Here is a 26,765-nt window from a genome sequence, read left to right as displayed (position 1 = left end):
CATGCGGATCCCGACTTCCACCTATCGCATTCAGTTTCATGCTGGGTTTGACTTCGACGCAGCACGACAGATTGTTCCCTACCTGAAGTTGCTGGGCATCAGTGACTTGTATGCCTCTCCCATCTTCCAAGCCCGCAAAGGCAGCACCCACGGCTACGACGTGGTGGATCCCAGGCAGATTAACCAGGAACTGGGGGGAAGCGAAAAGTTTGAGCTCTTGTGGGAAGCCCTCAATCAGCAGGGAATAGGCTGGATCCAGGACATTGTGCCCAATCACATGGCCTACGATGGCCAGAACCAGATGCTCATGGATGTTCTGGAGAGCGGCCCCAACTCAGATTTTATTGACTACTTTGATGTGAATTGGAATCACTCTTACCTGGGGATCAAAGGCAGAATCTTAGCCCCTTTCTTGGGAGATTTCTACGACAAATGTTTGGAGTCGGGTCAAATCCAGCTTCGTTATGATGCCGATGGCCTAAGTATTAACTACTACAACTTGAGGTTCCCCCTCAATATTGACACCTATGCGGATGTTTTTACCTACAACCTGAGCAAGCTGCGGCGAAAATTGGGACGCAGCCATCCCGACTACGTCAAGTTACTCGGGATCCTCTTCAGCCTGAAATTCATTCCCAGCAAGGAAGATCTCCTAGAGCGCACCGATCAAATTAGCTTTGCCAAGCATTCGTTGTGGGAACTCTACACTTCTAGCCAACCTATCCAGAGCTTTTTTGACGAGAACATTGACATCTTTAACGGCAAGCCAGGGGATCCGTCGAGCTTTGACCTGCTGGATAGTCTTCTGGCGCGGCAAAATTTTCGCCTTTCCTTCTGGAAGGTGGGTGCTGAGGAGATCAATTATCGTCGTTTCTTTACCATTAACGAGCTGATCTCACTGCGGGTGGAAGATCGCGAGGTGTTTCGCAAAACCCATCAGCTTATCTTTAAGCTTGCAGAACAGGGGCGTTTTAGTGGTTTGCGCATCGATCATATCGATGGGTTGTTCAATCCCGAAGAGTATCTCCATCGCCTGCGGGAACGCTGCCCAAATCTTTACATCGTGGTGGAGAAAATACTAGAGGCCAATGAAAGTCTGCCCCAAAGCTGGCCGGTTCAGGGCACAACGGGTTACGATTTTTTGGCTAAGCTCAACGGCATCTTTTGTCAAGAAGAAAATGCGGAGGCTTTTGACTCTCTCTATCAAAATTTCACAAATCTACGGCATTCCCCAGAGCAGGTTATCGAAGATAAAAAACGCCTGATCATCGAGCGCAACCTGTCAGGAGATATGGATAACCTTGCTTTTTTGCTCAAACAGATCACCAGCCACCATCGCTATGCCAATGACTTTACCCTCTACAGTTTACGTCGAGCTTTGGTAGAAGTTTTGGTGTGCTTTCCGGTCTACCGCGTCTATATCCACGAAGGGATCCTCAGTCCAGAAGGTCAACAGGTGGTTCGTCAAGCTGTGGAGAAGGCCAAGGAGAACCTGCCCGTTTTGGTGAATGAGCTGAATTTTATTCAGCGCTTTCTCTGCCTGGAGTCTCTGGAAAATTTATCAGACCAGGAGAAAAATGAGCAGATCCATTTTGCCATGCGCTTGCAGCAGTTGGCCGGCCCTCTCATGGCCAAAGGGGTAGAAGATACTGCTTTTTATGTGTACAACCGCCTTTTATCTCTCAATGAAGTCGGCGGGGATCCCTGTCGCTTTGGCCTTTCGGTGCAAGAGTTTCACCGCTTTAATCAAGAGCGGTCAGCTCGGTGGCCTCTGTCCATGAATGCTTCTGCCACCCACGACACCAAGCGTGGCGAAGATGTGCGGGCCCGGCTGAATGTGCTTTCTGAAATCCCCGCCGAGTGGGAAAAGCACATCAATCTTTGGCATGAGCTGAACCTCGGCTACAAAGTCCGCAGCAAACAAGCTAAGCGCTCGGAACTGCCGGATCGCAATGACGAGTATTTGCTCTACCAGACATTGCTCGGCTCTTATCCCTTCCAACCGGAAGAGGTGCCCCAGTTTGTACAGCGGGTCAAAGATTATGCCATCAAAGCAGTGCGGGAAGCTAAGGTCCACACCGCTTGGCTTCGCCCCGATACCGAGTACGAAGAAGCCACTACCGCTTTTATCGAACGGATCCTTCAAGGTCCTAACCCCTTTTTGGAGTCCTTTTTGCCTTTCCAACGGAAAGTTGCTCACTTTGGCATTTTTAATTCTCTCTCACAGACGCTGATCAAACTGACCAGCCCTGGGATCCCGGATATTTACCAAGGCACGGAACTGTGGGATTTGAGCATGGTGGATCCCGACAATCGTCGGCCTGTGGATTTTTCCCGTCGCCTCGCCTATTTGGAAGAAATTCAGCGGCGGGTTAAACAGGATCCTCTCCAACTCATTGCGGATTTGCTCCTGCACCGCAGCGACGGACGCATTAAGCTGTTTCTGATTTACCACGTGCTCAAGGCCCGCCAGGAACAGCCCCAATTGTTTCTCGAGGGCAGCTACATTCCTCTGCAAATCAGCGGATCCCATGCTGACCATGTTGTGGCTTTTGCCCGTCAGCACAGTAAGCAGGTATTGCTCACGGTAGTGCCGCGTTTTTTAACAAAGTTGATCGACGAAACCCAAGATCCTCTGGGAGAATCCGTTTGGGCAGATACCGAAATTCATCTGCCGCGTTGGAAGCGGCTGGACTGGGTGAATGGGCTAACCCAGGAAAGGATCCCTGCCGGCGAAACCTTGCCGGTGGGCGTTGTCTTGAAATCCTTCCCGGTGGCCCTGCTGTGGGGACAATCCCGCTAGCGGCCTAGGCGGGAGCTAGGGCCTGAAAGTTGACGATGCGGGCAAACTCTTGGGGGTCTAGGCTGGCCCCTCCCACCAACACGCCGTCGATCTCAGGCTGGGCCATCAGCTCATCGATGTTGCCGGCCTTCACCGAGCCGCCATACAAAATGGGCAGTTGGGCATTGCCCAGGTGTTGCCGGATCAAGCCGATGACCCGGTTGGCCTCTTGAGCTGCACAAGTCTGGCCGGTGCCGATGGCCCAAATTGGCTCATAGGCAATCACCAAGTTCTCCAGATCGATCCCTTGCAAGGCGCGATCCAACTGCCCCACAATCCAAGACTCGGTCAAGCCTTGCTCCCGCTGCTGCTGGCTTTCTCCCACACAGAGGATGGGGGTAAGGCCGTGCCGCTGGGCGGCTGCCAGACGCCGATTGACGGTTTCGTCCGTCTCGCCGAAGTACTGCCGCCGTTCGCTGTGGCCGACGATGACATAGCGCACCCCCAATTCCGCCAGCATGGGGCCGGAAATTTCCCCGGTAAAAGCTCCCTGATCCTCCCAATGTAGGTTTTGTGCTCCCACGGCTATGTCGGATCCGCGGCTTTGCTCTGCCACCACCGCCAGGTCTGTAAAGGGCACACACAAGATAATCTGCCGCTGGGATGCTGACCCTGACGGCGATGACCGTAAAGCCAGGCCCAACTCTCGCAGAAACTCGCGAGCCTCAGCCTGAGTCTTGTGCATTTTCCAGTTGCCGGCAATGAGGATGGGGCGCAAGATGAGATCCTCCCTTAAAGACAGCAGAAGGAAGGGATCCCGCAAGCAGAAAGCCCAAGGAATATGTGGAAGAACAGCAGGGATCCCAGCTTTCGTTTTTTTGTATGACACAGTTTACCAGCAAGCGATCCCAGAAATACGGCGACGGGATCCCTTCTCCGAGCGCCGGTTAACCCCTCAACCCACGTGGGGACAGGGGGATCCCCCACAGGCCAAAACTCAACAGGGAAAGCAGCCTCTCAGAGCTCAACGATCTGGGTGTTTTCAAAGGTAGCCAGAATTTCATCCAGATCTTTGTTCTGCAGCGAGTAGGTAGCGGTGGCATCGTTGCCAAACTGAATTTCGTCCCCGTCCTCCAGATCCCGAAATTCCACCCGTTGCCCGCCCACGTAAAGGCCGTTGGTGCTGGGAGTGCCCTGAATGTCTCCGTCAATGATTTGGTAGGTAAACCCATCGGGAGAAGAGGGAGACTCTGTCTTAACCAAAATGGCGTGGTAGCGAGAGGCGTACTGGGAGTCGATGCGAATGCTGTTGCGCGGATCCCGGCCCAACGAATAAAGCTCAGCCGTCAACCAGTAGGCTTTTGGCCCGTGACGATCCTTGACGATGAGCACGTGATTGAGGGCCGGTCGGCGAGGGGGCGTGGTCATGAAAGGCACCCGCTTGCACAACACTGAGGGCAAGATAGCCAAAACATAACATAGGATCCCCCTGGTGGATCCCTGTGTCCACCGGATAAGTCTCTTCAGGTCGGCATCCCAGGCTGGTGCGGGATCCCCCTGAGCAACAAGAAAGGGTCTGAGTAGATTTTTGTAACAATTCCTCTCATAATAGGATCGACGATGCAGATGGATCCCTGACCATGAATGGCTCGCAACCGGATCCCGGTGTTCAACCCCGTTCTCCCAAGACACCGAGGCTCATTGAGTTGCCGGAAGATGAAACCGATGCGCAGCTCAGCGATCCCCTGCGGATGCAGCGCTACGAATGTCGTTCTTGTGGCTATGTTTACGAACCGGCCAAGGGGGATCAGCTCAATCGGATCCCGGCGGGCGTACCGTTTGAGGAATTGCCAGCCGATTGGAAATGTCCGGTGTGCCGAGCCGGTAAGCGCTCGTTCCAAGCAGTGGGCGCCAAGGGCAAGCCTTCCGGTTTTCAAGAGAACTTGCGCTACGGCCTGGGGGTGAACGTGATGACCCCTGCTCAAAAGAACCTGCTGATCTTCTTGGGACTGGCGCTGGGATTTTTATTTTTGATGAGTTTCTATTTCGTCGAGTGAGGGTCAAGATGTTCAAACCCCTGAGGCTGGTGCTGCTGATTGCTGTCTCGGTGCTGCTAATGGCGGCGCGGATGCCCAACATGCGGGTGGTCCCCTGGCAGCAGGTGGAAGTGCCCACCCAGAACATTCTGCTGGACATTGCCTTCACCGGCACCACCCCTTCCCATGGCTGGTTGGTGGGAGACAAGGCGACGCTGCTGGAATCCCGCGATGGGGGTCTGCACTGGCAGGTGCGGGAGCTGCCGGGTCTGGAGCCGGAAGCCTACCTGGCCTCCATTAGCTTTGCTGGGGCAGAAGGCTGGGTGGCCGGGCAGCCGAAGATCCTCCTCCACACCCTAAACGAGGGATCCGACTGGACTTCCATCCGCCTCAACAACCAACTGCCAGGGGAGCCGCTCTTGATCCAGGCTCTGGGCCCTGGCGCCGCCGAAATGGTGACCAATGTGGGGGCCATCTACCGCACCGAAGATGGCGGTCAGACCTGGCATGCCCAAGTGGATGAGCCGATTGGGGCCATCAAAAACATTGCCCGCGGCCCTGAAGGCGAATATCTGGCGGTGTCGTCGCGGGGCAGCTTCTACTTTCTGTACACTCCTGAAAGTCGCACCTGGAAGCCCTACCCGCGGGAAAGCTCCCGCCGCATTCAAAACATGGGCTTTGGCCCCCACGGCAGCGCTTGGAAATTGAACCAAGGGGCGGAGATCGCCTTTACCGATGACTTCACCTCCGGCCAGTGGTCGTCGCCGCTGCGTCCGGGGCGGGCCCTCAGCTTTGGCTACCTCAATGCCGCCTACCAGAACGACCACGACCTGTGGGTGGTGGGGGGTGGCGCTACCCTGATCCACAGCCCTGATGGTGGCAAAACCTGGGAACAGGCCAAGAAACTCAGCAACATCCCCGCCAACTTCTACAGCATTGAGTTTTTCGGCCCCGAGCAAGGGTTTATTCTGGGGCAACGGGGCACCCTCTTGCGCTATGTCAGCTCCAACAACTCCTGAAGGTCTCAGGGATCCCTAACCGGCACACGGGTGGACACACGCGCCAAGGATCCAGCTTCACGCCCTCGGCTGCTGGTTGCTGCCAGCGGCACTGGTGGCCACATTTTTCCGGCCTTGGCCGTTGCCGAGCAGTTGCCTGACTGGCAGATTGAATGGCTGGGGGTGCCGGATCGCATGGAAGGGAAGCTGGTGCGGGAGCGGTATCCCTTGCACCGGGTCGTCATGTCGGGCTGGCAGGGATCCCCTCTCCACAGGCTGCAGGCCTTGGCCCAACTGGCCCGTGCGACCCTACAAGTGCGCCGACTCCTTATGTCGGGACGGTTTGATATTGTCCTGACCACCGGTGGGTACATTGCCGCTCCGGCCATTTTGGCCGCCCGTTCGCTGGGGGTGCCGGTGTTGCTGCACGAGTCCAATTGGATCCCGGGCAAAGTGACCCGTTGGCTGGGGAGATTTTGTCAGGTGGTGGCGCTGGGCATGGCGGAGACGGCAGAGCATTTGCCAGGGGTGGCCGCCCAAGTGGTGGGCACGCCAGTGCGGGCCGAGTTCTACACGCCCCAGCCTTTCCCTGCCGACCTCCCCATTCCCGACGGGGATCCCCTCATTGTGGTCATGGGGGGCAGCCAAGGGGCGCGGGGCCTCAACCGCATGGTGGCCACCTGTGCCCCAGCTTGGTTGGAGGCGGGGGCCTGGATTGTGCATTTGACCGGCGGCAGCGAAGCTCAAGATCCGGAAGCCAGGATCCCCAGCCATCCCCGCTACCGGCCCTTTCCTTTCCGTCGAGATGTAGCTGCCTTGTTGCAGCGGGCCAACTTTGCCATTAGCCGCGCCGGAGCCATGAGCCTGGCGGAGTTGCTGACCACCGCCACCCCGGCCATTTTGATCCCCTATCCCTTTGCTGCAGAAGATCATCAGTATCAGAATGCTCTGGCCTTTGTGGGGCGCGGTGGGGGGGTGGTCATGCGAGAATCCGAAGAGAATCTGGACTTGCTGCGGCAAACGGTGTTGACCTGGTTGGCCCAGCCGCAGGTGGTTGCCCAAATGGCCGCTCGCTTGCAGGCCGCAGCTCCTCCCAATGCCAGCAAGGTTCTTGCCCGCCTGTTGCAGGAGATCCGCCAGAGTTCTGCCCGTTAAGCTGTGGTACAGCCAAGATTGGACAGCCTTTCCCAACGCCCGCCTGTGCTCGCCAAAGCGGCGGAGTCCCCTGCCCTGCTGGCAGAACTCCCGCCCGCTGACAGGATGGAATCGCTGTTGATGCGGCTAGAGCAGTGCTTCGGGATCCCCCAGCGGGCTCCCAATGGCCTTTCCCCTCACCCCGATCTCCTGGACGAGTTGGTGGGCACGATCCTTTCCCAGAACACCACCGATGCCAACAGCAGCCGTGCCTTCCGCGCCCTCAAAGCCGCCTTTCCCTCTTGGGAAGCGGTCTTGGCTGCCGACCCGGCAGATCTGGCCCAGGTGATCCGCTCCGGCGGCTTAGCCCACCTTAAAGCAGCCCGCATTCAGGAGATCTTGGCCGCCATTCAAGAACGACAGGGATCCCTGAGCCTCGACTTTCTGCGCGACCTGGACGACGCCGGCGCCCTCGACTTTCTGCTCTCGTTAAAAGGGGTAGGGCTGAAGACCGCCACCTGTGTGTTGTTGTTCGGGCTGGGTCGGGATCTCTGCCCGGTGGATACCCATGTGCATCGAGTGGCCAACCGTCTGGGCTTGGTGCGGGCCAAACATCCCGACGACACTTTTGCTCAGCTTTCCCCTCAGATCCCCAGAGGCAAAGCCTATTCCCTGCACGTCAACTTTGTCCGGCTGGGCAAGCGCATCTGCAAGGCCCGTATGCCCGAATGTGGCCGCTGCCCGCTGCGTCCCACCTGCCCTTCTGGGCGGCAGCGCTGATCCCGACAGCAGGGCTCTATTCTGCGGGCGCAGTAGAAGCATCGGGGATCCCCTCTTGTCCGTTCCTGCCGGCGTCTCTCTCTGCTGGGGGAACTTCCAACTCCAGGGCTTGCCGCACCGATTGAATCTCTTGGGAGAGCAGCACCCGCTCTCGATCCAACAGGCCGACGATCTGCTCTGGGTCTTCCCGAGAAACCACCGGCAATTGGCGCAAATCGTATTCGTACATCGGCTCGGCTGCCACTGCCACCGCCTCATCGGGGAAGGTGGTGAGAACTGGGGATTGGCTGACCTCCTGTACGGTTAGCTCCGCCAACTCCGCCGCCTCCTTGTGGGCCAAGGCCCGCTCCAGGTCTTCCAGGGTGAGAATGCCCCGCAGCCGCTCCTGTCCGTCCACCACCAACGCGCTATGGCACTTTTGCTGCAGCAAACTCTCCAGAGCTTCTCGCAGCGGTGTGTCTTGCCGAAGCAAAAGAGATGGGGGCACCATCACCTCTTGCACCGTCAGCTCTCTAGGCTCCTGCCCAAGGACTCCGTCAAGCGTTGCGTGGCGATAGCGACGGGCGGAAGGGTAGATGGCCGGCGAATGCAACTGCTCCGTCAGCCAGATGCTCAAACCCACTGCCGCCATCACCGGCAGCGCAATGTGATAGTCCCGCGTCATCTCAAACAGCAGCAAGATGGCCGTTAGCGGAGCCCGCACACTGGCCGCCAACACAGCCGCCATGCCCACCATGGCGTAGGCAGCGGGGGGAGACAAGGCAATCAGGGGCAAAGCTTGGGATAGCACCTGACCGTAGCCTGCCCCCAGCACTGCCCCCATGAACAAAGCCGGGGCAAAGGTTCCCCCCACAAAGCCGCTGCCCAGGCTCAAAGCGCTCAGCAACAGCTTGCCCAATAGGAGCAGGCCCAGATGGCCAAGAGAAAAGGGAACGGCCTGCAGAATCGACTCAATGGTTTCATAGCCCACCCCCAACGCCAATGGGATCCCCAAGCCCGCGCAGCCCAGGATCCCGCCCCCCAAAATGGGCTTGCTCCAAGCTGGCCAGGCCGCCAGGGGGCCACTGTTGAACAGGTGCTTGCCCCACTCCAGGGTGTAGCTGAAGGCCATAGAAACCAGGCTGGCCAAAAAGCCCAAGCCGAGATACAGAGGTACCTCCAGCAAGCTGTGGATCTCGTAGTCCGGCAAGACAAAAGCCGGCTGGGTGATGGTGGGCAAAAGAAAAGCGGGTTGTGCCCCCAACCCCACCTGGGCGATCAAGGCGGAGACCACCGCCGCCAACACCACCACACTGACAGCAGAAGTGGTGAAGGTGCGGGCCAAAGCCAGCTCCAGCGCCAAAAACACCCCGGCAATGGGCGCGTTAAACCCTGCCGCCAGGCCAGCCGCTGCTCCGGCAGCCATCAACAGTTGCACCCGCTCCCGCGAGAGGCGTAGGTTTTGCCCCAGCAGGGATCCCAGCAAAGCGCCACTTTCCACACTGGGGGCCTCAGGGCCAAGGGAAGCTCCCGCGCCCAACGAGATGGCAGCCGCCAAGAGCTTGAGCGGGATCCACCAGGGCTGAAGTGCCAAAGGACGAGCAGGACTCACCAAGCTGGAGAGGCTCAAGTTGGGAAAGGGCACAACTGCCCCCAAAGCGCCGATCAGCAGGCCCCCCAGCACCGGCGCCAGAGCCAGTGTCCAGGATCCCAGCAGCCACAGGCCATAGTGTTCTGCAGCCCTGCCGATGCCATCCACGAGGGTGTCCTGCAGCAGATAGCGCCACCAGCCAATCAAGTAGCGAAATCCAACCACCAACAGCCCCGTGGCCAACCCCACTGCCGCCGCCAGCAGCAGCAGCAGGTTCTCGGAGGAGAGGCGCAGGCGGAGAGCGGGGGCGCTGTTCATGATGGCTCAAGGGCTTTGGGAAGGCAGGGTTAAAATTTCTACACCGGTTTCGGTAACGGCGACTGTATGTTCAAATTGCGCCGAGAGCTTGCCATCTAAAGTTACCGCCGTCCACCCGTCGGAGAGCACCTTCACCTCCCAGGTGCCCTCGTTGATCATCGGCTCGATGGTGAACACCATGCCGGGGCGGAGTTTCTCCCCTTTTCCTCGCTCGCCGTAGTGGGGGATCTGGGGAGCAGTGTGGAATTGCCGTCCCACCCCATGCCCGACAAAATCGCGCACCACGCTGTAGCCCTGGGCCTCGGCATATTCTTGGATGGCAGCGCCAATGTCGCCGACTCTCCCCCCCGGCTTTACAGCAGCAATGCCCCGCCGCAGACATTCTTCGGTCACCTCCACCAGGCGCCGCGCCCGCTCAGAAGGCTGTCCGACAAAGAAGGTTTTGGAGGTATCGCCATGGTAGCCATCCAAAACCGGGGTGACATCGATGTTGATGATGTCGCCTTCTCGCAGGATCTGCTTGGGGCTGGGAATGCCGTGGCAAACCACGTGGTTGACGCTGGTGCAGATGGACTTGGGAAAGCCATGGTAGCCCAAAGGGGCGCTTCTGGCCCCATGCGCCCGCGTCCATCGCTCGGCCTCGTCGTTGAGCTCTTGGGTGGTGACCCCTGGTCGCACCATCGGCTCCAAGTGCTTGAGCAGATCTGCCGCCAGGCGACAAGCCCGCCGCATTTTCTCCAGTTCCCGCGAAGAGAGCAACACAATGGGCTGAGGGGCTTGCGTGAGCTGGTTCATACCCGTCTGCAAAGCGGATCCCAACTGCTCCCCCCATCGCTGGGAGCGACGGCTGAGGTCTGTCAACAACGCTCGCATGTCTTCCATCATGAGACCTTATCTGTGAAAAGCTCTGTGAAAACGGATGGATCTCTGCACCTGCAGACTGTCCAGGATTGGGTTCTCAGTTGGGATTCTGAATCGCCTTGCGCCCATTCACAGACCCCTGCCGGCCATTTTCTGCCGCCGACGAATCCGCTGCACCAACCACAGCCCCAGAAAATAGCTGACAAGGGATCCCCAAAAACCGACAAACGCACAGCCGACAAACAGCGTGCCCGACATCTCCAAGCCCCACTGCATCCAGTTTTGCCAGGTGGCCGCCACCAGCTCTGTGGTGGGAAGGACAGTTCGGGATCCCAGTAGCCATTCTCCCACCTGGTAGTTGAATGCATAGATGGGCACATAGGTGAAGGGGTTACTCACCCAGGTCCCTGCCGCCGCCGCCAGCTTGTTGCCCCGAAACGGAACAGCCAACACCAGAGCGGCCAACGTTTGAAAGCCGAAGATGGGGAAACAGCCGGCAAAAACCCCTACCGCCAAGCCACGGGCAATTTCTTTTGGCGACGATTGCAGCCGCAACAGGCGCAGATAAAGATAGCGCAGCCAACGCTTCCAGGAAGGATCCCGGCGGGCTAGGGTCGGCCCTGGTTGAGATCCAGAGTAGGATCTGGAATAAAGCTTAAGGGATCCCGGCGAAGGCCAGGAGAAAGAGGGCAGCCTCAACCAAAAGAGGGGGCTCATGGTGGCAAGGGGGCAACTGAGAGAAGGTGTTAAGTCCTGTAAATCCAGTGTATCTTTCCTGCCCTTGGCGACAAAGGGCCATTGGCAAATCCGGGCCAGCAGCAACGGGGTGACGCCGGGGGATCGGTTTACGGAGTGGTCACCTGAGCTTGTCCACCAAGGCCAGCACGAAGTTAAGACCCAAGTAGGAAACCAGCACCACCAAGAATAGGAACAGGGCAATGTTCAGCCCGGATCGCAGGGCAGAGGGCAGGGATCCCGATTTCATTTTGGGGTTAGGCCTTTCGGGGGGAGTTGTCATCTGAAGTTCTGGGGAAGACTGTGAATCTAGGATCCCATCTTGGCTGTGCAGGTGTACCCATCGGCTTACTTTCCGAAGATTGAAGGCCTCTTCTCTGAACACGGAGCAAGCCCAGTTCCTGGCCCCCGGCCAATGGGAGCGACTTGGATCGAGAATACCTGGCTGAGGAGATCGCATCTCAGAGAAGACAACGGCACCGGGAACCATGTAAACTACCCGACCCTGACTGCTTCGCAGTACAGGGCGGGCTTTCGGTAGCCCTGCAGTTGGCAAGCCAACCACGAACCTCTAGGCTGGTTTACGACAGCCCCCAAAAGCGCAATCACATTCGCACCATTCAAATCCGCATCCCCTTCCCATCCACAGTGTCCACACTTAAACTGCTTCCCACTGCGGTAGGATTGCTCAGGGTCGGGATGAATGTGCAAACACCGGTGGCAGGTCTGCGACGTGTAGGCAGGCGGCACAAGAATCAGAGCAACCCCCGCACGCAGAGCCTTGTACTCCAGAAACTGACGTAGTTGGTAGAACGCCCAACTGTTGGTCCTACGCCGCTCGGCTTTGCTGCGTGGCTGTTGATTGACCCTTTCCCGAATCCCTGTCAAGTCTTCCAGAGCAAGAGCGCTGTTTGTCGCCTTTGCCCTAGAGACAATAGCTTTGGAGATTCGATGATTGACCCACGCCTGAAAGCGTCTTTCCTTGCCAGACAGCCGTTGCAACAGTTGACGGCATCTGCGCCGCGAACTGCGTGTGCCCTTACTGGCTTTGCGTTGGAGTGCCGCCCTCAGCTTGGAGTAGTGGTCTCGGATTCGGTTCAACTGCTGTCCATTCCAGTTGTCCCCCTCTGACGTATGGGCGATATCCGTCCTGCCCAAGTCCACCCCGATCACCTTGTCGGTATCTTGTTGCTTGGGCGGGTTTTTCTCTACGCAAATCTGGATGTAGTAGGAGCCATCCTTCCGCTGGACTAGGGTGGCCGATTTGGGGTTAGAACCAGCCAGCATCCCACGCTGGTAGTTGCCAATGGCTAGTTCAAAGCGTTCTCTTCCATCAACCGTGGCAAGCGACACTGTCCAGTCTTTCTCGCGAAACGAGAAGATACGTGCATCGTAGGTCGCAAAGCCTCTCTTGAACGCTTTGACCGGACGGTTTTTCTGTCGGGCAACTTTACGGGCACCGGCCAGCCGTCTGCAGACCTGCTGAGTCAAGTTACTGGACAAGCCAAACCGAGCGCGAATCTGGTAATAGCAAAGGGACTGGAGTTTGACTGCGTTGACTACTTTTTCTGGTGTGTTTTGGTTGACCCAGTTCAACGCCTGCACAAAGGCATCCGTTGTCGCATCCAACTTTGCGGCTTGCGACTGAGACACCTTGAGCTTGCAGGAGACGGTCAGGACTTGGGTCATGGTTCTATCATAACTTCCGCATTCCTCCCGACACTGACCCTACGGGTACAGTGCGGGGCTCCTGCGATTTCTAGCTGAGTTATCCTGCCGCCAAAATTGCCTCCAACAAGGGATCCGCCCCAAAACGCACCACATCCGTACAGGGCCGTCCGGTCTCGGCTTCCACCCGGCGGATCTGCTCTAGGGCTGCTTCTTCCTCCCAGCCGAAGGTATTGAGGGCAACCCCCACCACGGGCGCGGGGGCAAAAGCCCCGGCAGCCGCTGCCACCTGCTCATACAGCTCAATCACCTTGGGTAAGGGCGAGATGGGCACGTAGTCTATCCCCTTGATGTGGGTCTGGCCGGCGCGGTGTACCAGGATAAGGTGGGTGGGCTGGGATCCACGCAACAGAGGCAAGGTGGCCGTAGAGGCGGGGTTGAGCAGGGATCCCTGACCTTCCAGGTGCAGAATGTCGTGGTCAGAGCCATAGCGCATGATCAGTTGCTCCACCGCCCCACTGGCATAGTCCACCCGCACCGCATCCAAAGGGATCCCCTCGCCGCCGATCAGGATCCCAGTTTGCCCGGTGGCCAAAAAGCGGGAGCGCAGGCCCCGCCTCAGGCTGGCCCGGTGCAGCTCTAGGCTGGTGGACATTTTGCCCACGCTCATGTCGGTGCCCACCGTCAACACCCGTTTACAGGGCAGGGTGCGGGCCAGGGCTTTCCCCACCGACAGGTTGGGGGGCTCGCGGCGAATATCCCAGATCCAGGCCCCCGGATGCAACCACTGCCGAAACTGGGGATCCTCGGCCAAAGGCGTGTGCAGCCCATTCACCAGAGATAGGCCAGCTCGCAGGGCCAGGCCCAACTCCTCCCGCCATGCTGGCGGCAACTGCCCCCCTGAAGGGGCAATCCCAATCACCAGAACTTCAGGCCGGTGGGCCAGCGCCTCCTCCACCGAGGCCACGATGGGAATGTCTTTGGCAATTCCGGTCAGATGGGCCAGGGATCCCCCCGCCTGCTCCCGGTCGATCACCGCCACCACCGGGAAAGAGCCGTAGCGCAGCAGCCCCAGCCCCGTTTTCCCATGCTCCCCCAGCAACCCCCCGTGGAGCAGGATGGCCACGCGACTTTCGCTGGACAGGGATTCCGGCCTTCCCATTATTCCTCCCGCAGCTCTACCCCCAAACCCGGTCGGTCGGTGGGGAGCAGGCAGCCGTCCTGCAGGATGGCCCCGGCAAAGGGATCGTCGATGAGGTTGAGGTGGCTATCCAAGTCCAGGTAATCCACCAGGGGAGCCAAGTGGGCTGCCGCTGTATTCCCCAGAGCTGTGTTGCTGTAGCAGCCCAACATCACCTGCAGGCCGTGGGCTTTGGCGGTGTGGATCATGCGCCAGGCTTCGCTGAGGCCTCCGCACTTCATCAGCTTAATGTTGATCCCGTGGACGCGATCCACCAGAGGGGGGATATCGCGGCTGTCCATACAGCTCTCATCCACAAAAATGGGCAGCTTCGACTCGTGCCAGAGGGTGATCAGCTTCGCTTCCTGCCCCCTCTCCAAAGGCTGCTCCAGGTAGCTCACCCCTTGCCCCGCCAGCCAGTTGCTCATGCTCAGGGTTTGCTCCACCGTCCAAGCGCCGTTGGCATCCACTGTAATCAGGGATCCCAGCGGGATCACCTCTTGTACAGCAATCAGCATGTTTTGATCCGCCATCAGTCCTGAGCCGCTGCCCAGCTTGATCTTAAAGGCCCGCGCTTGGGTCTGTTCCATCCAGGCCAAGGCGCGCTGGCGGGCCGCCTGCGGGGTGGAGATGCCGATCGTCATCGTCGTGGGCGGAATGCGGGAGCGATCCAGCCCCCACAACTGCCACAGGGGCCTCCCCAGCCGTTTGCCCATCCAATCGTGCAGGGCCATATCCACCGCTGCCCGCGCTGCCGAAGGGATCCCGGCCCGCAGCAGTTCTGCCTCGATTGGCTGTCGCTCCCAGGGGGAATGGCGGCGCAGGATCCCTTTGGCCACGTCCAAGCCCATCAGGATGTCGTCCAGAGACTGGTGGTAGTCGTCGCTCACCGAAAAAGGGCAAGCCTCTCCCCACCCTTCAACTCCCTCCTCCTCAATTCGCACCCAAGCCAAGGTTGTATCGCTGTGGGTACCTCGGCTGATGGTCAAGGCGTAGCGCTTGTGAACGGTGAAAGGTTCGACGTAGAGCCGCATGGGCATCTCCAGAAGAGGAAGCTTGGAGGGGCAATTGGGCCTGGGCCGCCCCTTTGAGCTTAGCTTGGTTCCCAGCCCAGCCTGCCCCCGTCCCCAAGCCCAGAAAACAAGTTATCCCTTGCCCCGTCCGCCGTCTATGGTGGGATCCAGATCCACCGTTCTCCATACCCTTGCCACCATGAATACCGCCGAACTGCTGGTTCGCTGCCTGGAAAATGAGGGGGTGCAGTACATCTTCGGCGTTCCTGGCGAAGAAAACCTGGAAGTCCTGCAAGCCCTGCGCCGCTCCTCGATTCGGTTTATCACCACCCGCCACGAACAGGGGGCCGCCTTCATGGCCGATGTCTATGGCCGGCTGACGGGCAGAGCGGGGGTGTGTCTCTCCACCTTGGGGCCGGGCGCCACCAACCTGATGACCGGAGTTGCCGATGCCAACCTGGATGGAGCACCCCTAGTGGCCATCACCGGCCAAGTGGGCACCGACCGCATGCACATCGAATCCCATCAATACCTGGATTTGGTGGCCATGTTTGCCCCCGTCACCAAGTGGAATGCCCAGATCGTCCGCCCCAGCATCACCCCGGAGATCGTGCGCAAGGCTTTCAAATTGGCCCAAACCGAGAAGCCCGGGGCCGTCCACATCGACTTGCCGGAAAACATCGCCGCCATGGAAGCCAGCGGCACTCCCTTGAGGAGAGATCGCCTGGACAAAACCTACGCCTCCTATCAAAGCCTGAACGAAGCGGCGTCCCTGATCTCCCGCGCCCGCAACCCCTTGATTTTGGCCGGCAATGGGGCCATTCGCGCCCAAGCCAGCAGCGCCCTCACGGAATTTGCCACCCGCTTGAACATCCCCGTGGTCAACACCTTCATGGGCAAAGGGGTGATCCCCTACACCCACCCCTTGTCCCTGTGGGCCGTTGGCCTACAGCAGCGGGATCTGGTCAGTTGTGGCTTCGACCGCACCGATCTGTTGATCGCCGTCGGCTACGACCTCATCGAGTACTCTCCCAAGAAATGGAACCCCGACGGCACCATCCCCATCGTTCACATCGCTGCCCTGCCCGCAGAAATCGACAGCAGCTACATCCCGCAAGTAGAGGTGGTGGGAGACATTTCCGACTCCCTGATGGAGATCCTGCGCCGCTGCGATCGCACGGGCAAGCCGGATCCCTATGGCCTCAGCCTGCGGCAGAACATCGTCCGCGAGTACACCTGCTATGCCCAGGATCAGAGCTACCCGATCAAGCCCCAAAAGCTGATCTACGACCTGCGCCAAGTCCTGCAACCGGAAGACATCGTCATCTCCGATGTCGGCGCCCACAAGATGTGGATGGCCCGCCTCTACCACTGTGACAAACCCAACACCTGTCTCATCTCCAACGGCTTTGCCGCCATGGGCATCGCCATTCCGGGGGCCTTGGCCGCCAAATTGGTGCATCCCGACCGGCGCATCGTGGCCGTAACCGGAGATGGAGGGTTCATGATGAACTGCCAAGAGCTGGAAACTGCCCTCAGGGTGGGCACTCCCTTTGTAACTCTCATCTTCAACGATGGCGGCTATGGGCTGATCGAGTGGAAGCAACACAATCAATACAACGAGGCTGCTTTCGTCAAGTTCGGCAATCCAGACTTCGCCAAGCTGGCGGAGAGCATGGGCCTCAAGGGCTACCGTGTCGAAAAGGCTGCCGAGCTGATCCCCATCCTGAAGCAGGCCCTCGAGCAGCCGGTGCCCACCCTCATCGACTGCCCTGTCGATTACAGCGAAAACCTTTACCTAACCCAGCGGTCGCAAGCGTTGGTCTGCGAGGCTTAGGGGACGAGATGGATGTGAATGCGAGATTTGAGCCGAGTTGGGGCATAGTAAGCCCAGGGTTGGCGGCCTCTGGGCAGTCCAGACTTATGTATCTTTACCGTTGACCCTTAGCAGCCGAGTGCAGTGAAATAGAGGCATTGTGGGTGACCCGCTAGCATGAACGATCTTCCTCCCCCTCCTTTTACCTCGCGCCGTGCCGGTGCTGCCAGCAAAGCTCTGGCCATCGCCAACGTCAGCATTACCCCCTTTGGCCGCAAGTTAAAGGAGCTGGGCTTTGCCGACGATAAGCAGATCCAGGACATCCAAAACGCCCTCAAAGCGGATCGAGAGGGCAACAGCAAGGCCCTGGCTCTGGTGGTCAAGGATATCGTGGGCAAAGAGATCACCCCTGACCTGGAGCGGGCTTACAAACGGCAGCAGCTCTTTGAACTGAAAATCATCTACGGGATCCCCTCCCTGGATGTCGACCTGGAGCCGGTGGAGATCTCCGAGATGATTGGGCTGATCGACTCGATCTTGCCCCTCGACATCTGCAACCGCTACAAGTTCTTGCCCATTCGCCGTCGAGACAATCAGGTGACGGTGGCGATGGTCAAGCCAGACAACCTGCAGGCACTGGACGACATTCAACGGCGCTTCCGCATCCAGGGGCTGAAGCTGCAGCGGCGGGTCTTCACCCAGCGGGATTTCGAGACCCTGATCAACCGCTACATGGATGCGCAGGCGGAGCTGCTGGCCATCAAGGGGATCAACGACGCGGCTACTGCCCAACAGGAAGAAGAGGTGGTGGTCAATACCGCCGAAATCGATCTGGACAGCATCGAGGATGTGACTGCCGATGAGGCCGGCGAGGGATCCCTGGAGCAGCAGGTCAAATCGGCAGATGATGCCCCGATTATTAAACTGTCCAACCAGATCCTGGTCAAGGCCCTGCAGGACGGGGCGTCTGACATCCACATCGAGCCACAAGAAGAATACCTGCGCATCCGCTTCCGCAAAGATGGGGTGTTGCGGCAGGCTTTTGAAAACTTTCCCAAGAAGATCGTCCCTGCCCTCACTGCCCGCTTTAAAATCATCTCCAACCTGAATATTGCCGAGCGGCGCATGCCCCAGGATGGGCGGATCCGGCGGGTCTTCAAGGGGCGCAAGGTGGACTTCCGGGTCAGCACCCTGCCCTCCCGCTATGGGGAGAAGATCGTGCTGCGGATCCTGGACAACTCCGCCACCCAACTGGGGCTGGACAAGCTGATCACCGACCCAGAGACCTTGGAAAGCTTCAAGGAGATTGTCAAGCGACCCTTTGGCCTAATCTTGGTGACCGGGCCAACGGGATCCGGGAAAACCACCACCCTCTACTCGGCCCTGGCGGAGGTGAACGACCCGGGCATCAACATCAGCACCGCCGAGGATCCCATTGAATACTCGCTGCCGGGGATCACTCAGGTGCAGGTGATCCGAGAAAAGGGCATGGACTTTGCCATGATCCTGCGGGCTTTCTTGCGGCAAGACCCGGATGTCATCCTGGTGGGGGAAACCCGCGACCACGAGACGGCCAAAACCGCCATCGAAGCCTCCCTCACGGGCCACTTGGTGTTGACCACGCTGCACACCAACGATGCCCCTGGCGCCATTGCCCGTCTGACGGAGATGGGGATCGAGCCATTTATGATCTCCAGCTCGTTGCTGGGGGTGTTGGCCCAGCGCTTGATGCGCCGGGTGTGTACCGAATGTCGGATCCCCTACCACCCCACGCCGGAGGAGCTGGCCCGCTATGGCCTTACCCTCAGTGGCGACGGCGAGCAGCTCACCTTCTACAAAGCCAACAAGCTCTCCCCCAAAGAAGTGGAGCAGCGCAAGGCCACCGGCAAGCCCATCTGCGAGAAGTGTGGGGGTGTGGGCTACAAAGGTCGGGTAGGGGTATACGAGTTCATGCGCATGAACGACCGCCTTGCGGACTTGATCAACAAAGAGGCCCCCACGGAGGTGATCAAAGAAGCGGCGGTGGAAAGTGGCATGAAAACCCTGCTGGCCTACAGTTTGATGCTGGTGAAGCAGGGCCTCACCACGCTGGAGGAGGTGGATCGGGTGACCCTCACCGACAAGGGTCTGGAAAGCGAGCTGAAGGCCCGTGCCAAGGCTCTCAGCACCTGCCGCAACTGTGGCGCGGCCTTGCATGTGGACTGGATGGACTGCCCCTATTGCCTGACCCCGAAGTTTTAGGAAGTCGGCTTGGCACTTGACGATGTTGGGGTGCCGACTATAACAGTCCTATACAGTTGCCTTTCTCACATGGCTTTGGCCGGCGGCTCTTTTGATAGACAGTTCTACTCGCCTTTGGAGAACCCAACCCTATGCCCCAACTGATGATCGAAGACCTCATGGAAGCAATCGTCCAAAAGGGCGGTTCCGACATTCATATCTCGGCGGGTTTGCCCCCCTACTTCCGCATCAATGGTCACCTTGAGCCGACAGAGCATGAGCCTCTCTCGGCAGAGGAGGTGCAGCGGTTGATCTTCAGCATGCTGAACAACAACCAGCGCAAGCAGCTGGAGCAAAACTGGGAATTGGACTGCTCCTATGGGGTGCGGGGGATCGGGCGCTTCCGCGTGAACGTCTACCGCGATCGCGGCACCTATGCTTGCGCCATGCGGGCCCTGGCTTCTGAGATCCCCAACATCGACAAGCTGGGCCTGCCGGATGTGTGTAAGGAAGCAGCTCGCCTGCCGCGGGGCTTGGTGCTGGTAACCGGCCCAACGGGATCTGGCAAATCGACTACGCTGGCTTCCATGATCGACATGATCAACCGCGAACGGGCCGAGCACATCCTCACCATCGAGGATCCCATTGAGTATATCTACACCCCCATTCGCAGCATCATCCACCAGCGGCAACTGGGGGAAGACACCAAGAGTTTTGCCAATGCCCTGCGGGCAGCGATGCGGGAGGATCCGGATGTGATCCTGATCGGGGAGATGCGGGATCTGGAGACCATCCAGTTGGCCATTACCGCCGCCGAGACGGGCCACCTCTGCTTTGCCACGGTACACACCAGTTCTGCCGCCCAGACGGTGGATCGCTTGGTGGATGTGTTTCCGCCCGAGCAGCAGCAGCAGATTCGCGTGCAGCTCTCCAACTCCCTCAAGGCCGTCTTCTCCCAAACTCTGGCCCGCCGCCTCAATCCCAAGCCAGGAGAGCCTGGACGGGTGCTGGTGCAGGAAATCATGGTGGTGACGCCGGCCATTGCCAACCTGATTCGGGAGGGCAAAACTGCCCAGATCTACTCGGCTATCCAGACGGGGGGCAAGCAGGGCATGAAAACGCTGGAGCAAGATCTGGCTAACCTTTACCTACAGGGCAAGATCGACTTCGATACGGCCATGTCTAAGACCTCTCGCCCCGAGGAGTTGCAACGGCTTTTGGGCAACGTTACCGGGCCCTCGCCAGCCGCGGCTGCCCAACAACAGCGGCCAGCAGCAGTTGCCGCCCGTCGCTAAACTTCGTCTCCACCAGGCAGCGCTGGGATCCCGGGGTGAGGGTTCATTGCCGATCTCTAGCCGCTGACTTGATTTGTGGCTAAGCTCTAGCTGAGAGATTGTTGATCTGCCCAAGGTTTGGGCTGACTTCTCTTTTGCACCTGCGAAACATTTAAAGCCATTTCGTTATTTAGAGCGATCTAGCCGGGGGTACAGCCATGCCGCGCTACAAGGTTCGGGGGTTAAAGGCCGGTCAGCCGGTACGCCTGACGGTGGTGGCCAACAGCTTGACCGAAGTTCGTGCACGGCTGCGCCGAGACGGGATTTTTGCCAAACAGGAAGACATTCAGGAGGAGAAACCCTTCTTTTCCTTGGATACGTCTTTCGATTTCTCAATGCTGGGATCCATCGACATTCGCGACAAGGCAGTGTTCTCCCGGCAATTTGCTGCCTTGATCAACGCCGGCGTGTCGATGGTGCGCTCTCTCACCATCATGGAGGAGCAAACCGGCAACCCCAAACTCAAAAAGTACCTGCGGGCTATCCGAGCGGAGGTGGAGGCGGGGAAAAACCTCTCCGACTCCATCCGCCCTTATCCCGACGCCTTCGACGGCCTCTACTGCAGCATGGTGCAGGCGGGGGAGGTGGGCGGCGTGCTGGACGAAGTGCTCAACCGCCTGGCCAAGCTGCTGGAGGACATGGATCGCCTGCAGAAGCAGATCAAGTCAGCCATGACCTACCCGGTGGTGGTGACGATCTTGGCTGTCTTGATTTTCTTGGGCATGGTGCTGTTCATCTTGCCCACGTTTGAGAGCATCTACAACGACTTGGGTGGGGAGCTGCCCGCCTTTACCCAGTTTTTCATCAACATCAGCAAGTTCCTACGCACGCCCCAGTACAGCTTGGGGCTGGTGGGCTTTCTAGGGGCCGTCTATTTTGCTTTCCGGCGCTTTTACCGCACCCCTGCCGGCAAGGAGACCATCGACGCGCTGGCCCTCAAGCTCCCTATCTTCGGGGATCTGATCCAGAAGTCGGCGGTGGCTCGCTTCTGCCGCACCTTTGGCGCTCTCACCCGCTCCGGGGTGCCGGTGCTGACTTCCTTGGAAATTGTGCGCGACACCTCCGGCAACCAGGTGGTGGCCAACGCCATTGACGCCGCCCGCCAATCCATCTCAGAGGGAGGGCAGATTGCCCCTGCTCTGGACAAGGCCAAGGTCTTCCCAGTCATGGCCATTCAGATGATCAGCGTGGGGGAAGAGACAGGGGAGCTGGACGCGATGCTGATGAAGACGGCGGATTTCTACGAGCTGGAGGTGGAGGAGGCGGTACGCGCCCTCACCAGCCTGCTGGAGCCGTTGATGATCGTGATCCTGGGCGGTATGGTGGGCTGCATTATCGTGGCCATGTACCTGCCCATGTTCAACGTGTTCGAGTTGGTGAAGTAGCCGGAAGGGATCCCTCGAAGTTGGACGGTAAATTCTACACAGGTTCTGCTGCTGGCTCCCGATAGTTTGGGTCGAAAGAGGCAAAGTCAGAGCAACGGAGGAAAGGGATCCCATGCTGAGGCGATGGTTAGCGGCCCTGGTGCTGTTGTTGGGGGTGGGGCTGGCAGTTTTGCTTTCCGAACAGCCGACGGGATCCCTGGTGGGACGGGTGGAGCTACCGGCAGGGGTAGCTCTGGAGAGCGTCCGGGTGATCGCCGCCGGCCCGGCCACTCGCAGCTCCAGCTTGACCGCAGATGGCGAATATCGCTTGGATCGATTGCCTGTTGGGGAATACCAGGTGACGGTGCAGGGATCCGGCCTGGAAACGGTGGGCAGCCAGGGATCCGTTCTGGTGCGGGAGGGGGCAACGGCCCGGATCCCCACCTTGCGCCCTCAGCTTGTCCCCCCCGGTCTCTATCTCTACAGCACCAGCCAGGTGTTTACGACCGCAGAACCGGCGCGGCTGCAGTGGCGGGCCACCAGCCTGGGCTCGGTGCAGCTCAGCCTCTATCGCTTTTCCCTGACAGAGCTGCAGGGATCCCCTCTCTTGCGGGATTTGGCGGATGCTGGCTATGGCTCCCTGAATCCGGCTCTGTATCCCACCCTGCGGCGGGAGCTTGTGCGCAGTTGGCAGCAGCCGGTGCCACGACGAGCGGGAGAGGGGTGGACAGCCCAAACCTTGGAGCTGGGGATCCTGCCGCCGGGGGCCTACTGGGTGGAGGCGGAGGGCCGGGAGCCGCTGGCGCAAACGGCTGCACCCTTGCCCCGTTTCGACCATTGGTTTTTGGTGAGCGATCTCGGCCTCATCCAGAAGCAGGATGCCAGCCAGTTGGTGGTGCAGGCGGTGCACCTGCGGGAGCTGCGTCCCCTGGCCGGGATCCAGATCCAAGTTTTCGGGGAGTGGGGGGATCCCCTGACGGCCACCACCGATGCAGAGGGGCTGGCCCGCTTTGGCCTGCCGGCGAGAGAGGGTTCTTCCCTGGTGGTCTATGGCCGCAGTGCCGACAACACCCTGCAGGCTTTGTCCCGCAGCTACGCCTATGGCTGGAACCAGCCCCACCGGATCTACGCCTACACCGATCGTCCCCTCTACCGCCCTGGCCAAACCGTCTATTTCCGCGCCCTGGTGCGAGAGCAAACCCGCCTCACGCCGCCCCCCCCAGGACAAGCAGTGCAACTGACCCTTACGGCCCCCAACGGGGATGTGTTGAGCGAACAAACCCTGGCCACCAATGCTTTTGGCAGTGTCCATGGGGAGTTTCAACTGCCAGAAGAAGCGTCCCTGGGCAGCTACGGCCTGGAGTGGCAGGTGTCAGGGCCGCAGGGATCCAGCCGCGAATACACCTCTTTTCAGGTGGAAGCCTACCGCAAGCCGGAGTTTGAGGTGGCGGTGGTGCCCGACCGACCTTGGCTGGTGCGGGGGGGATCCCTGAAGGTGCAGGTGGAGGCCGAGTATCTTTTCGGCGCGCCGGTGGCCGCTGCCCAGCTTCGCTACCGGGTTTACAGCAGCCCCGACTGGAGCCTGCGCTATGGGCTGTTGCCCCGTTCTGCCGAGGAAGACTATTTCGCCGACGACCTGGGAGAGGAGCAGGGCTACTACGGCGGCTACGGCCAGTTGGTGGCGGAAGGGGAAGGGGTGACGGATGCCCAGGGGCGTGCCGTCTTTCACCTACCCCGCCTGTTGGCCGATCTGGACTGGGAAGAAGACAGCTACTGGGGCCCCCAAGAGGTGCAGCAGTTGCGCATCGAGGTGGAGGTGACCGATATCAGCCGCCGGACGGTAACAGGATCGGCGCGGGCCTGGGTCACGGCTGGCGAATTTGCTCTGTTTGCGGAAGTGAACCGCCACCTGCCCGCTCCGGGGGATACCCTCACCTACCGGCTGCAAGCCCGCGATTACGATGGCCGCCCCGTCAGCGCCACCGGAGAGCTGAGCCTGGAGCGCTGGCGCTGGGATCCCAAGAGCAACACCTACCAACGGCAAGGTACCCTGCTGCGGCAGCCTTTTCAGATTGTCAACGGGGAAGGCAGCCTCGACCTCCACCTGCCCGCCGACCTGGAGCCGGGAGACTACCGGGTGCGGTTGACGGCATGGGATCCCCGCCGTCAAAGTGCTCCGCACCGCTGGCGCGAACGGGTGCAGGAGGTGGACTATCTCTGGGTGGTGGAGCCGGGCAGCCCCCTGCAAAGTTGGGGATCCCTGCCCAGCCTGGAAGTGGTGGCGGATCGGCAGATCTACCAGGTGGGGGAGGAGGCCCAGATCCTGATAGTCTCGCCGCTGCCGGATGTGGCGGTGCTGGTGGGCATTGAGGGATCCCGGCTGCACCAGGTGCAGGTGCTGCGTCTCCAGGGGCATACGGCCACGCTGCGGCTGCCCATCCGCGGCGACTATCGTCCCAATCTCTACGTCACTGCCACTGCCATCGGCCCAGAGCGGCGGCTGTACCGAAGCGAGGCCCTGCTGCGGGTCTCCCCCTTGGATCGCTTTTTGCAGGTGGAGCTGCAAACCGATAAACCCACCTATCGACCGGGCGAGACCGCCCAAATCCAAATCCGCACCCGCGATGCCCAAGGGCAGCCGGTGAGCGCCGAGGTGGGCCTAGGGATTGTGGACAATGCCCTCTACCTATTGCGACCCGACTTCACCCCGGATATTCGCCGCTTCTTCTATGGGCGCCAGTACAACCAAGTTACCACCACTACCTCTTTCCCTCAGCAATATCCCGGCGGTGCTGACAAGCTGGCCGGCCAAGTGCGGGAAGACTTTCGCGATACCGCCGCCTGGTTCCCGGATCTGGTCACCAATGCCGATGGCCTGGCTCAGGTGCAGGTGCGCTGGCCCGACAACCTCACCACCTGGCGCTTGACCGCCCGCGCCGCCACTGCCGACACCCAGGTGGGATCCGCTCTTGCCACAGTCTCGGTTAGCAAAGACCTGTTGGTGCGCTTGGCCGCTCCCCGCTTTTTCCGGGTGGGGGATCAGCTCACCTTGGCGGCCATTGTGCAAAACCGCACGGGTCAAGCCCAAGCGGTGGAGGTGCGGCTGGAAGTTCCTGTTCCTGCCGGTGGGATCTTGAAATTGCAAGGCCCGGAACGACAACGCCTCACCGTGCCGGCCCAAGGAGCGGGGCGGGTGGAATGGCCTCTCCAGGTTCTGGGGGCCGGAGATACCTCTCTGCGGGTCTGGGCGGAAGGGAATGGGCTGAAAGATGCGTTGCAACTGCGGATCCCCAGCCAGCCTTTCGGCGCTGTGCAACGGTTCTCCCAGGTGGGTCGGGTGCAGGAGGGCAGCCTTGACTTATCGCTGGATTGGCCCGCCACCTGGGTGCCGGGATCCCGGCAGCTTCACCTGGAACTGGCCGCTAGCCCGGCAGCAACCCTGCTGGAGCCGCTGGATTACCTGGTGGAGTTCCCCTACGGCTGCACCGAGCAAACCCTGAGTCGCTTCTTGCCCGCCCTAGCCGTCGCCCAAGTCAGCAAGCAGTTGGGCTTGAACCTGCGCTGTTGCTCCGCAACGCCGACGCGACCGCAAACCCTGGAGCGGCTGCCCCAGGTGCTTCGATCGGGCTTGCAGCGACTGGAGGGATCCCAGAACTACGATGGGGGCTGGGGCTGGTGGGCCCATGACCGGAGCAACCCCTATCTGACCGGATACATCCTGCAGGGATATCATCTTGCCCAAGCCGCCGGCTATGCCCTCAAAGATTGGCAGGTGCGGCAGGCCTTGGACTATCTGGCCGCTCAACTGGCCCAGCCACAAGCCCTCTCCCCGGATCTGCAGGCTTTTGTCGCCTACAGCCTGGCCCTCTGGGATCCCGCTTTGGTGACTGCCGACCTGCCGCCGCCGGAGCGGCTCTCCACCTTTGGCCTGGCCTACCGAGGGCTGGCCGCCCTGCAACTGGGCCAGAGGGATCTTGCCCAGGCAGCCCTGGATGAGGTTCTGGAGCGGCGGCAACAGGATCCCCAAGGGCGCTGGTTTATCCCGGCTGCCTCTTCCTTGGCAACCCACGAGCGCTCCACCTACGACGACATGGAGGTGGCCGGCCCGCTTTTGCAATTGGCCGTTCGGCTGCAGGATGACCGGGCTGCCCAGATTGCCGAGGCCCTTCTCCAGCAGCGGCAAAACAACCGCTGGCGCACCACCAAAGCCACCGCCGATGCTCTCCTCGGCCTGTCCGCCTACTACCAAGCCCAGCAGCAGCAGCTTCCCGGCCCCGGCGAGGTGCGGGTGTTGGATGGGACAACCGGATCCCTTCTTGATCGCTGGCAGGCCGGCGCTGGGGATCCCCGCTATGGGCTGGATTGGGCTGACGCAGAAGTGGGGAACCTGAGCAGCCTGCGCCTGGAAAAGTCCGGCCCCGGCCCCCTTTACTACAGCTTGAGGGGAGAAGCCTTCGTCCCCAACCCTCTGCCCTCTCAAGCCCAAGGCTTTGCGGTGAGCCGCAGCTACTTCCGCCTACAGCCCCAGCCCCAACCCAACGGGGAGATCCGCTACCGAGAGCAGCCGCTGCGCCCTGGCGACACAGTAAGGGCCGGAGAAATCCTCCTGGCCCGGTTGACGGTGGAAGCCGAGCGGGACAGCCACTACGTGGTGGTCGAGGATCCCCTGCCCAGCGGCGCCGAGATCACCTCCCAGGATCCGCGAGAGTTCACCGGCTTGGCCCCAGACTACTGGTGGGACTGGTTTTGGACCCGCCAAGAGAATCGGGATGACCGCGTGGCCTTTTTCAGCACCGAGCTCAAGCAGGGTCGCCATGAGTTTGTCTATCTCTTCCGTCCGGAGATCCCCGGCCAATTCCAGGTGGCTCCTGCCTTGGCCGAAGAAATGTACGATCCCAGCCGCCATGGCCGCAGCGCCGCTTACTCCCTCGAAGTTCTCCCTTGAATGCCTCGAAC

Annotated in this window: 19 protein-coding genes; 10 read left to right on the top strand and 9 right to left on the bottom strand. The window is 60.0% G+C overall.

Translation table 11 applies throughout. The annotated features are described in order from the left end of the window. The first annotated feature begins 1 nt into the window (after position 1). Positions 2 to 2,803, top strand: coding sequence for a malto-oligosyltrehalose synthase (treY, locus tag ACVWZF_RS02460; RefSeq protein WP_457410732.1), 2,802 nt, complete (start codon positions 2 to 4; stop codon positions 2,801 to 2,803). Positions 2,804 to 2,807: 4 nt separating this feature from the next. On the opposite strand, the gene tpiA is transcribed toward treY, so the two are convergent. Beyond that, the gene (tpiA, locus tag ACVWZF_RS02455) at positions 2,808 to 3,560 is read right to left on the bottom strand and encodes a triose-phosphate isomerase (protein WP_011433738.1); all 753 of its coding nucleotides are present in this window, start codon (positions 3,558 to 3,560) and stop codon (positions 2,808 to 2,810) included. Between the two features lie 239 nt (positions 3,561 to 3,799). After that, positions 3,800 to 4,210 carry an FHA domain-containing protein gene (locus tag ACVWZF_RS02450; protein WP_011433736.1) on the bottom strand — a complete coding sequence of 137 codons (411 nt, stop codon included), beginning with the start codon at positions 4,208 to 4,210 and terminating at the stop codon, positions 3,800 to 3,802. Between the two features lie 323 nt (positions 4,211 to 4,533). Here ACVWZF_RS02450 and ACVWZF_RS02445 point away from each other — a divergent pair, with 323 nt between their 5' ends. The 4 genes from ACVWZF_RS02445 (at position 4,534) to ACVWZF_RS02430 (ending at position 7,730) form a co-directional block, all read left to right on the top strand. Continuing rightward, positions 4,534 to 4,839: a rubredoxin gene (locus ACVWZF_RS02445; RefSeq protein ID WP_049749648.1), complete on the top strand. Its 306-nt coding sequence runs from the start codon at positions 4,534 to 4,536 to the stop codon at positions 4,837 to 4,839. Between the two features lie 8 nt (positions 4,840 to 4,847). Then, positions 4,848 to 5,837, top strand: a complete 990-nt coding sequence (locus tag ACVWZF_RS02440) for a photosynthesis system II assembly factor Ycf48 (protein WP_049749647.1) — start codon at positions 4,848 to 4,850, stop codon at positions 5,835 to 5,837. A gap of 30 nt (positions 5,838 to 5,867) precedes the next feature. Then, on the top strand, positions 5,868 to 6,971 hold the full coding sequence (gene murG / locus ACVWZF_RS02435; RefSeq protein ID WP_011433733.1) for an undecaprenyldiphospho-muramoylpentapeptide beta-N-acetylglucosaminyltransferase: 1,104 nt from the start codon (positions 5,868 to 5,870) through the stop codon (positions 6,969 to 6,971). Positions 6,972 to 7,091: 120 nt separating this feature from the next. Then, the gene (locus ACVWZF_RS02430; protein ID WP_011433732.1) at positions 7,092 to 7,730 is read left to right on the top strand and encodes an endonuclease III domain-containing protein; all 639 of its coding nucleotides are present in this window, start codon (positions 7,092 to 7,094) and stop codon (positions 7,728 to 7,730) included. Between the two features lie 16 nt (positions 7,731 to 7,746). On the opposite strand, the gene ACVWZF_RS02425 is transcribed toward ACVWZF_RS02430, so the two are convergent. The 7 genes from ACVWZF_RS02425 to ACVWZF_RS02395 form a co-directional block, all read right to left on the bottom strand. After that, positions 7,747 to 9,618, bottom strand: a complete 1,872-nt coding sequence (locus ACVWZF_RS02425) for a chloride channel protein (protein WP_011433731.1) — start codon at positions 9,616 to 9,618, stop codon at positions 7,747 to 7,749. 6 nt (positions 9,619 to 9,624) lie between these two features. Then, positions 9,625 to 10,413 (bottom strand): type I methionyl aminopeptidase, encoded by a 789-nt coding sequence (gene map, locus ACVWZF_RS02420; RefSeq protein ID WP_011433730.1) that lies wholly within the window; start codon positions 10,411 to 10,413, stop codon positions 9,625 to 9,627. Positions 10,414 to 10,608: 195 nt separating this feature from the next. Further along, a complete protein-coding gene (locus tag ACVWZF_RS02415) occupies positions 10,609 to 11,196 on the bottom strand; it encodes a DUF2062 domain-containing protein (RefSeq protein WP_011433729.1) in 588 nt (195 codons plus the stop codon). Positions 11,197 to 11,335: 139 nt separating this feature from the next. Continuing rightward, entirely contained in the window at positions 11,336 to 11,497 is a 162-nt protein-coding gene (locus ACVWZF_RS02410; RefSeq protein WP_187147230.1) for a hypothetical protein, read from the bottom strand. A 212-nt stretch (positions 11,498 to 11,709) separates the two neighbouring features. Then, a complete protein-coding gene (locus ACVWZF_RS02405) occupies positions 11,710 to 12,903 on the bottom strand; it encodes an RNA-guided endonuclease InsQ/TnpB family protein (RefSeq protein ID WP_011433728.1) in 1,194 nt (397 codons plus the stop codon). Positions 12,904 to 12,982: 79 nt separating this feature from the next. Further along, on the bottom strand, positions 12,983 to 14,044 hold the full coding sequence (locus ACVWZF_RS02400) for a DUF1611 domain-containing protein (RefSeq protein WP_457410730.1): 1,062 nt from the start codon (positions 14,042 to 14,044) through the stop codon (positions 12,983 to 12,985). Further along, the gene (locus ACVWZF_RS02395) at positions 14,044 to 15,096 is read right to left on the bottom strand and encodes a dipeptide epimerase (RefSeq protein WP_414342327.1); all 1,053 of its coding nucleotides are present in this window, start codon (positions 15,094 to 15,096) and stop codon (positions 14,044 to 14,046) included. The genes ACVWZF_RS02400 and ACVWZF_RS02395 overlap by 1 nt, the downstream gene beginning before the upstream one ends. A gap of 178 nt (positions 15,097 to 15,274) precedes the next feature. Between ACVWZF_RS02395 and ACVWZF_RS02390 the strand changes: the two genes are divergently transcribed. The 5 genes from ACVWZF_RS02390 (at position 15,275) to ACVWZF_RS02370 (ending at position 26,754) form a co-directional block, all read left to right on the top strand. Next, positions 15,275 to 16,912 carry an acetolactate synthase large subunit gene (locus tag ACVWZF_RS02390; RefSeq protein WP_457410775.1) on the top strand — a complete coding sequence of 546 codons (1,638 nt, stop codon included), beginning with the start codon at positions 15,275 to 15,277 and terminating at the stop codon, positions 16,910 to 16,912. 156 nt (positions 16,913 to 17,068) lie between these two features. Next, entirely contained in the window at positions 17,069 to 19,132 is a 2,064-nt protein-coding gene (locus ACVWZF_RS02385) for a GspE/PulE family protein (protein ID WP_457410728.1), read from the top strand. A 131-nt stretch (positions 19,133 to 19,263) separates the two neighbouring features. Further along, a complete protein-coding gene (locus ACVWZF_RS02380) occupies positions 19,264 to 20,406 on the top strand; it encodes a type IV pilus twitching motility protein PilT (RefSeq protein ID WP_238376760.1) in 1,143 nt (380 codons plus the stop codon). A 197-nt stretch (positions 20,407 to 20,603) separates the two neighbouring features. Continuing rightward, positions 20,604 to 21,830, top strand: a complete 1,227-nt coding sequence (locus ACVWZF_RS02375; RefSeq protein WP_011433722.1) for a type II secretion system F family protein — start codon at positions 20,604 to 20,606, stop codon at positions 21,828 to 21,830. Between the two features lie 112 nt (positions 21,831 to 21,942). Next, positions 21,943 to 26,754 (top strand): alpha-2-macroglobulin family protein, encoded by a 4,812-nt coding sequence (locus ACVWZF_RS02370; RefSeq protein ID WP_457410726.1) that lies wholly within the window; start codon positions 21,943 to 21,945, stop codon positions 26,752 to 26,754. The last annotated feature ends 11 nt before the right edge of the window (positions 26,755 to 26,765 follow it).

The sequence above is a fragment of the Thermostichus sp. OS-CIW-30 genome (assembly GCF_054060215.1).
This window is presented reverse-complemented; position numbering and strand designations above follow the sequence as displayed.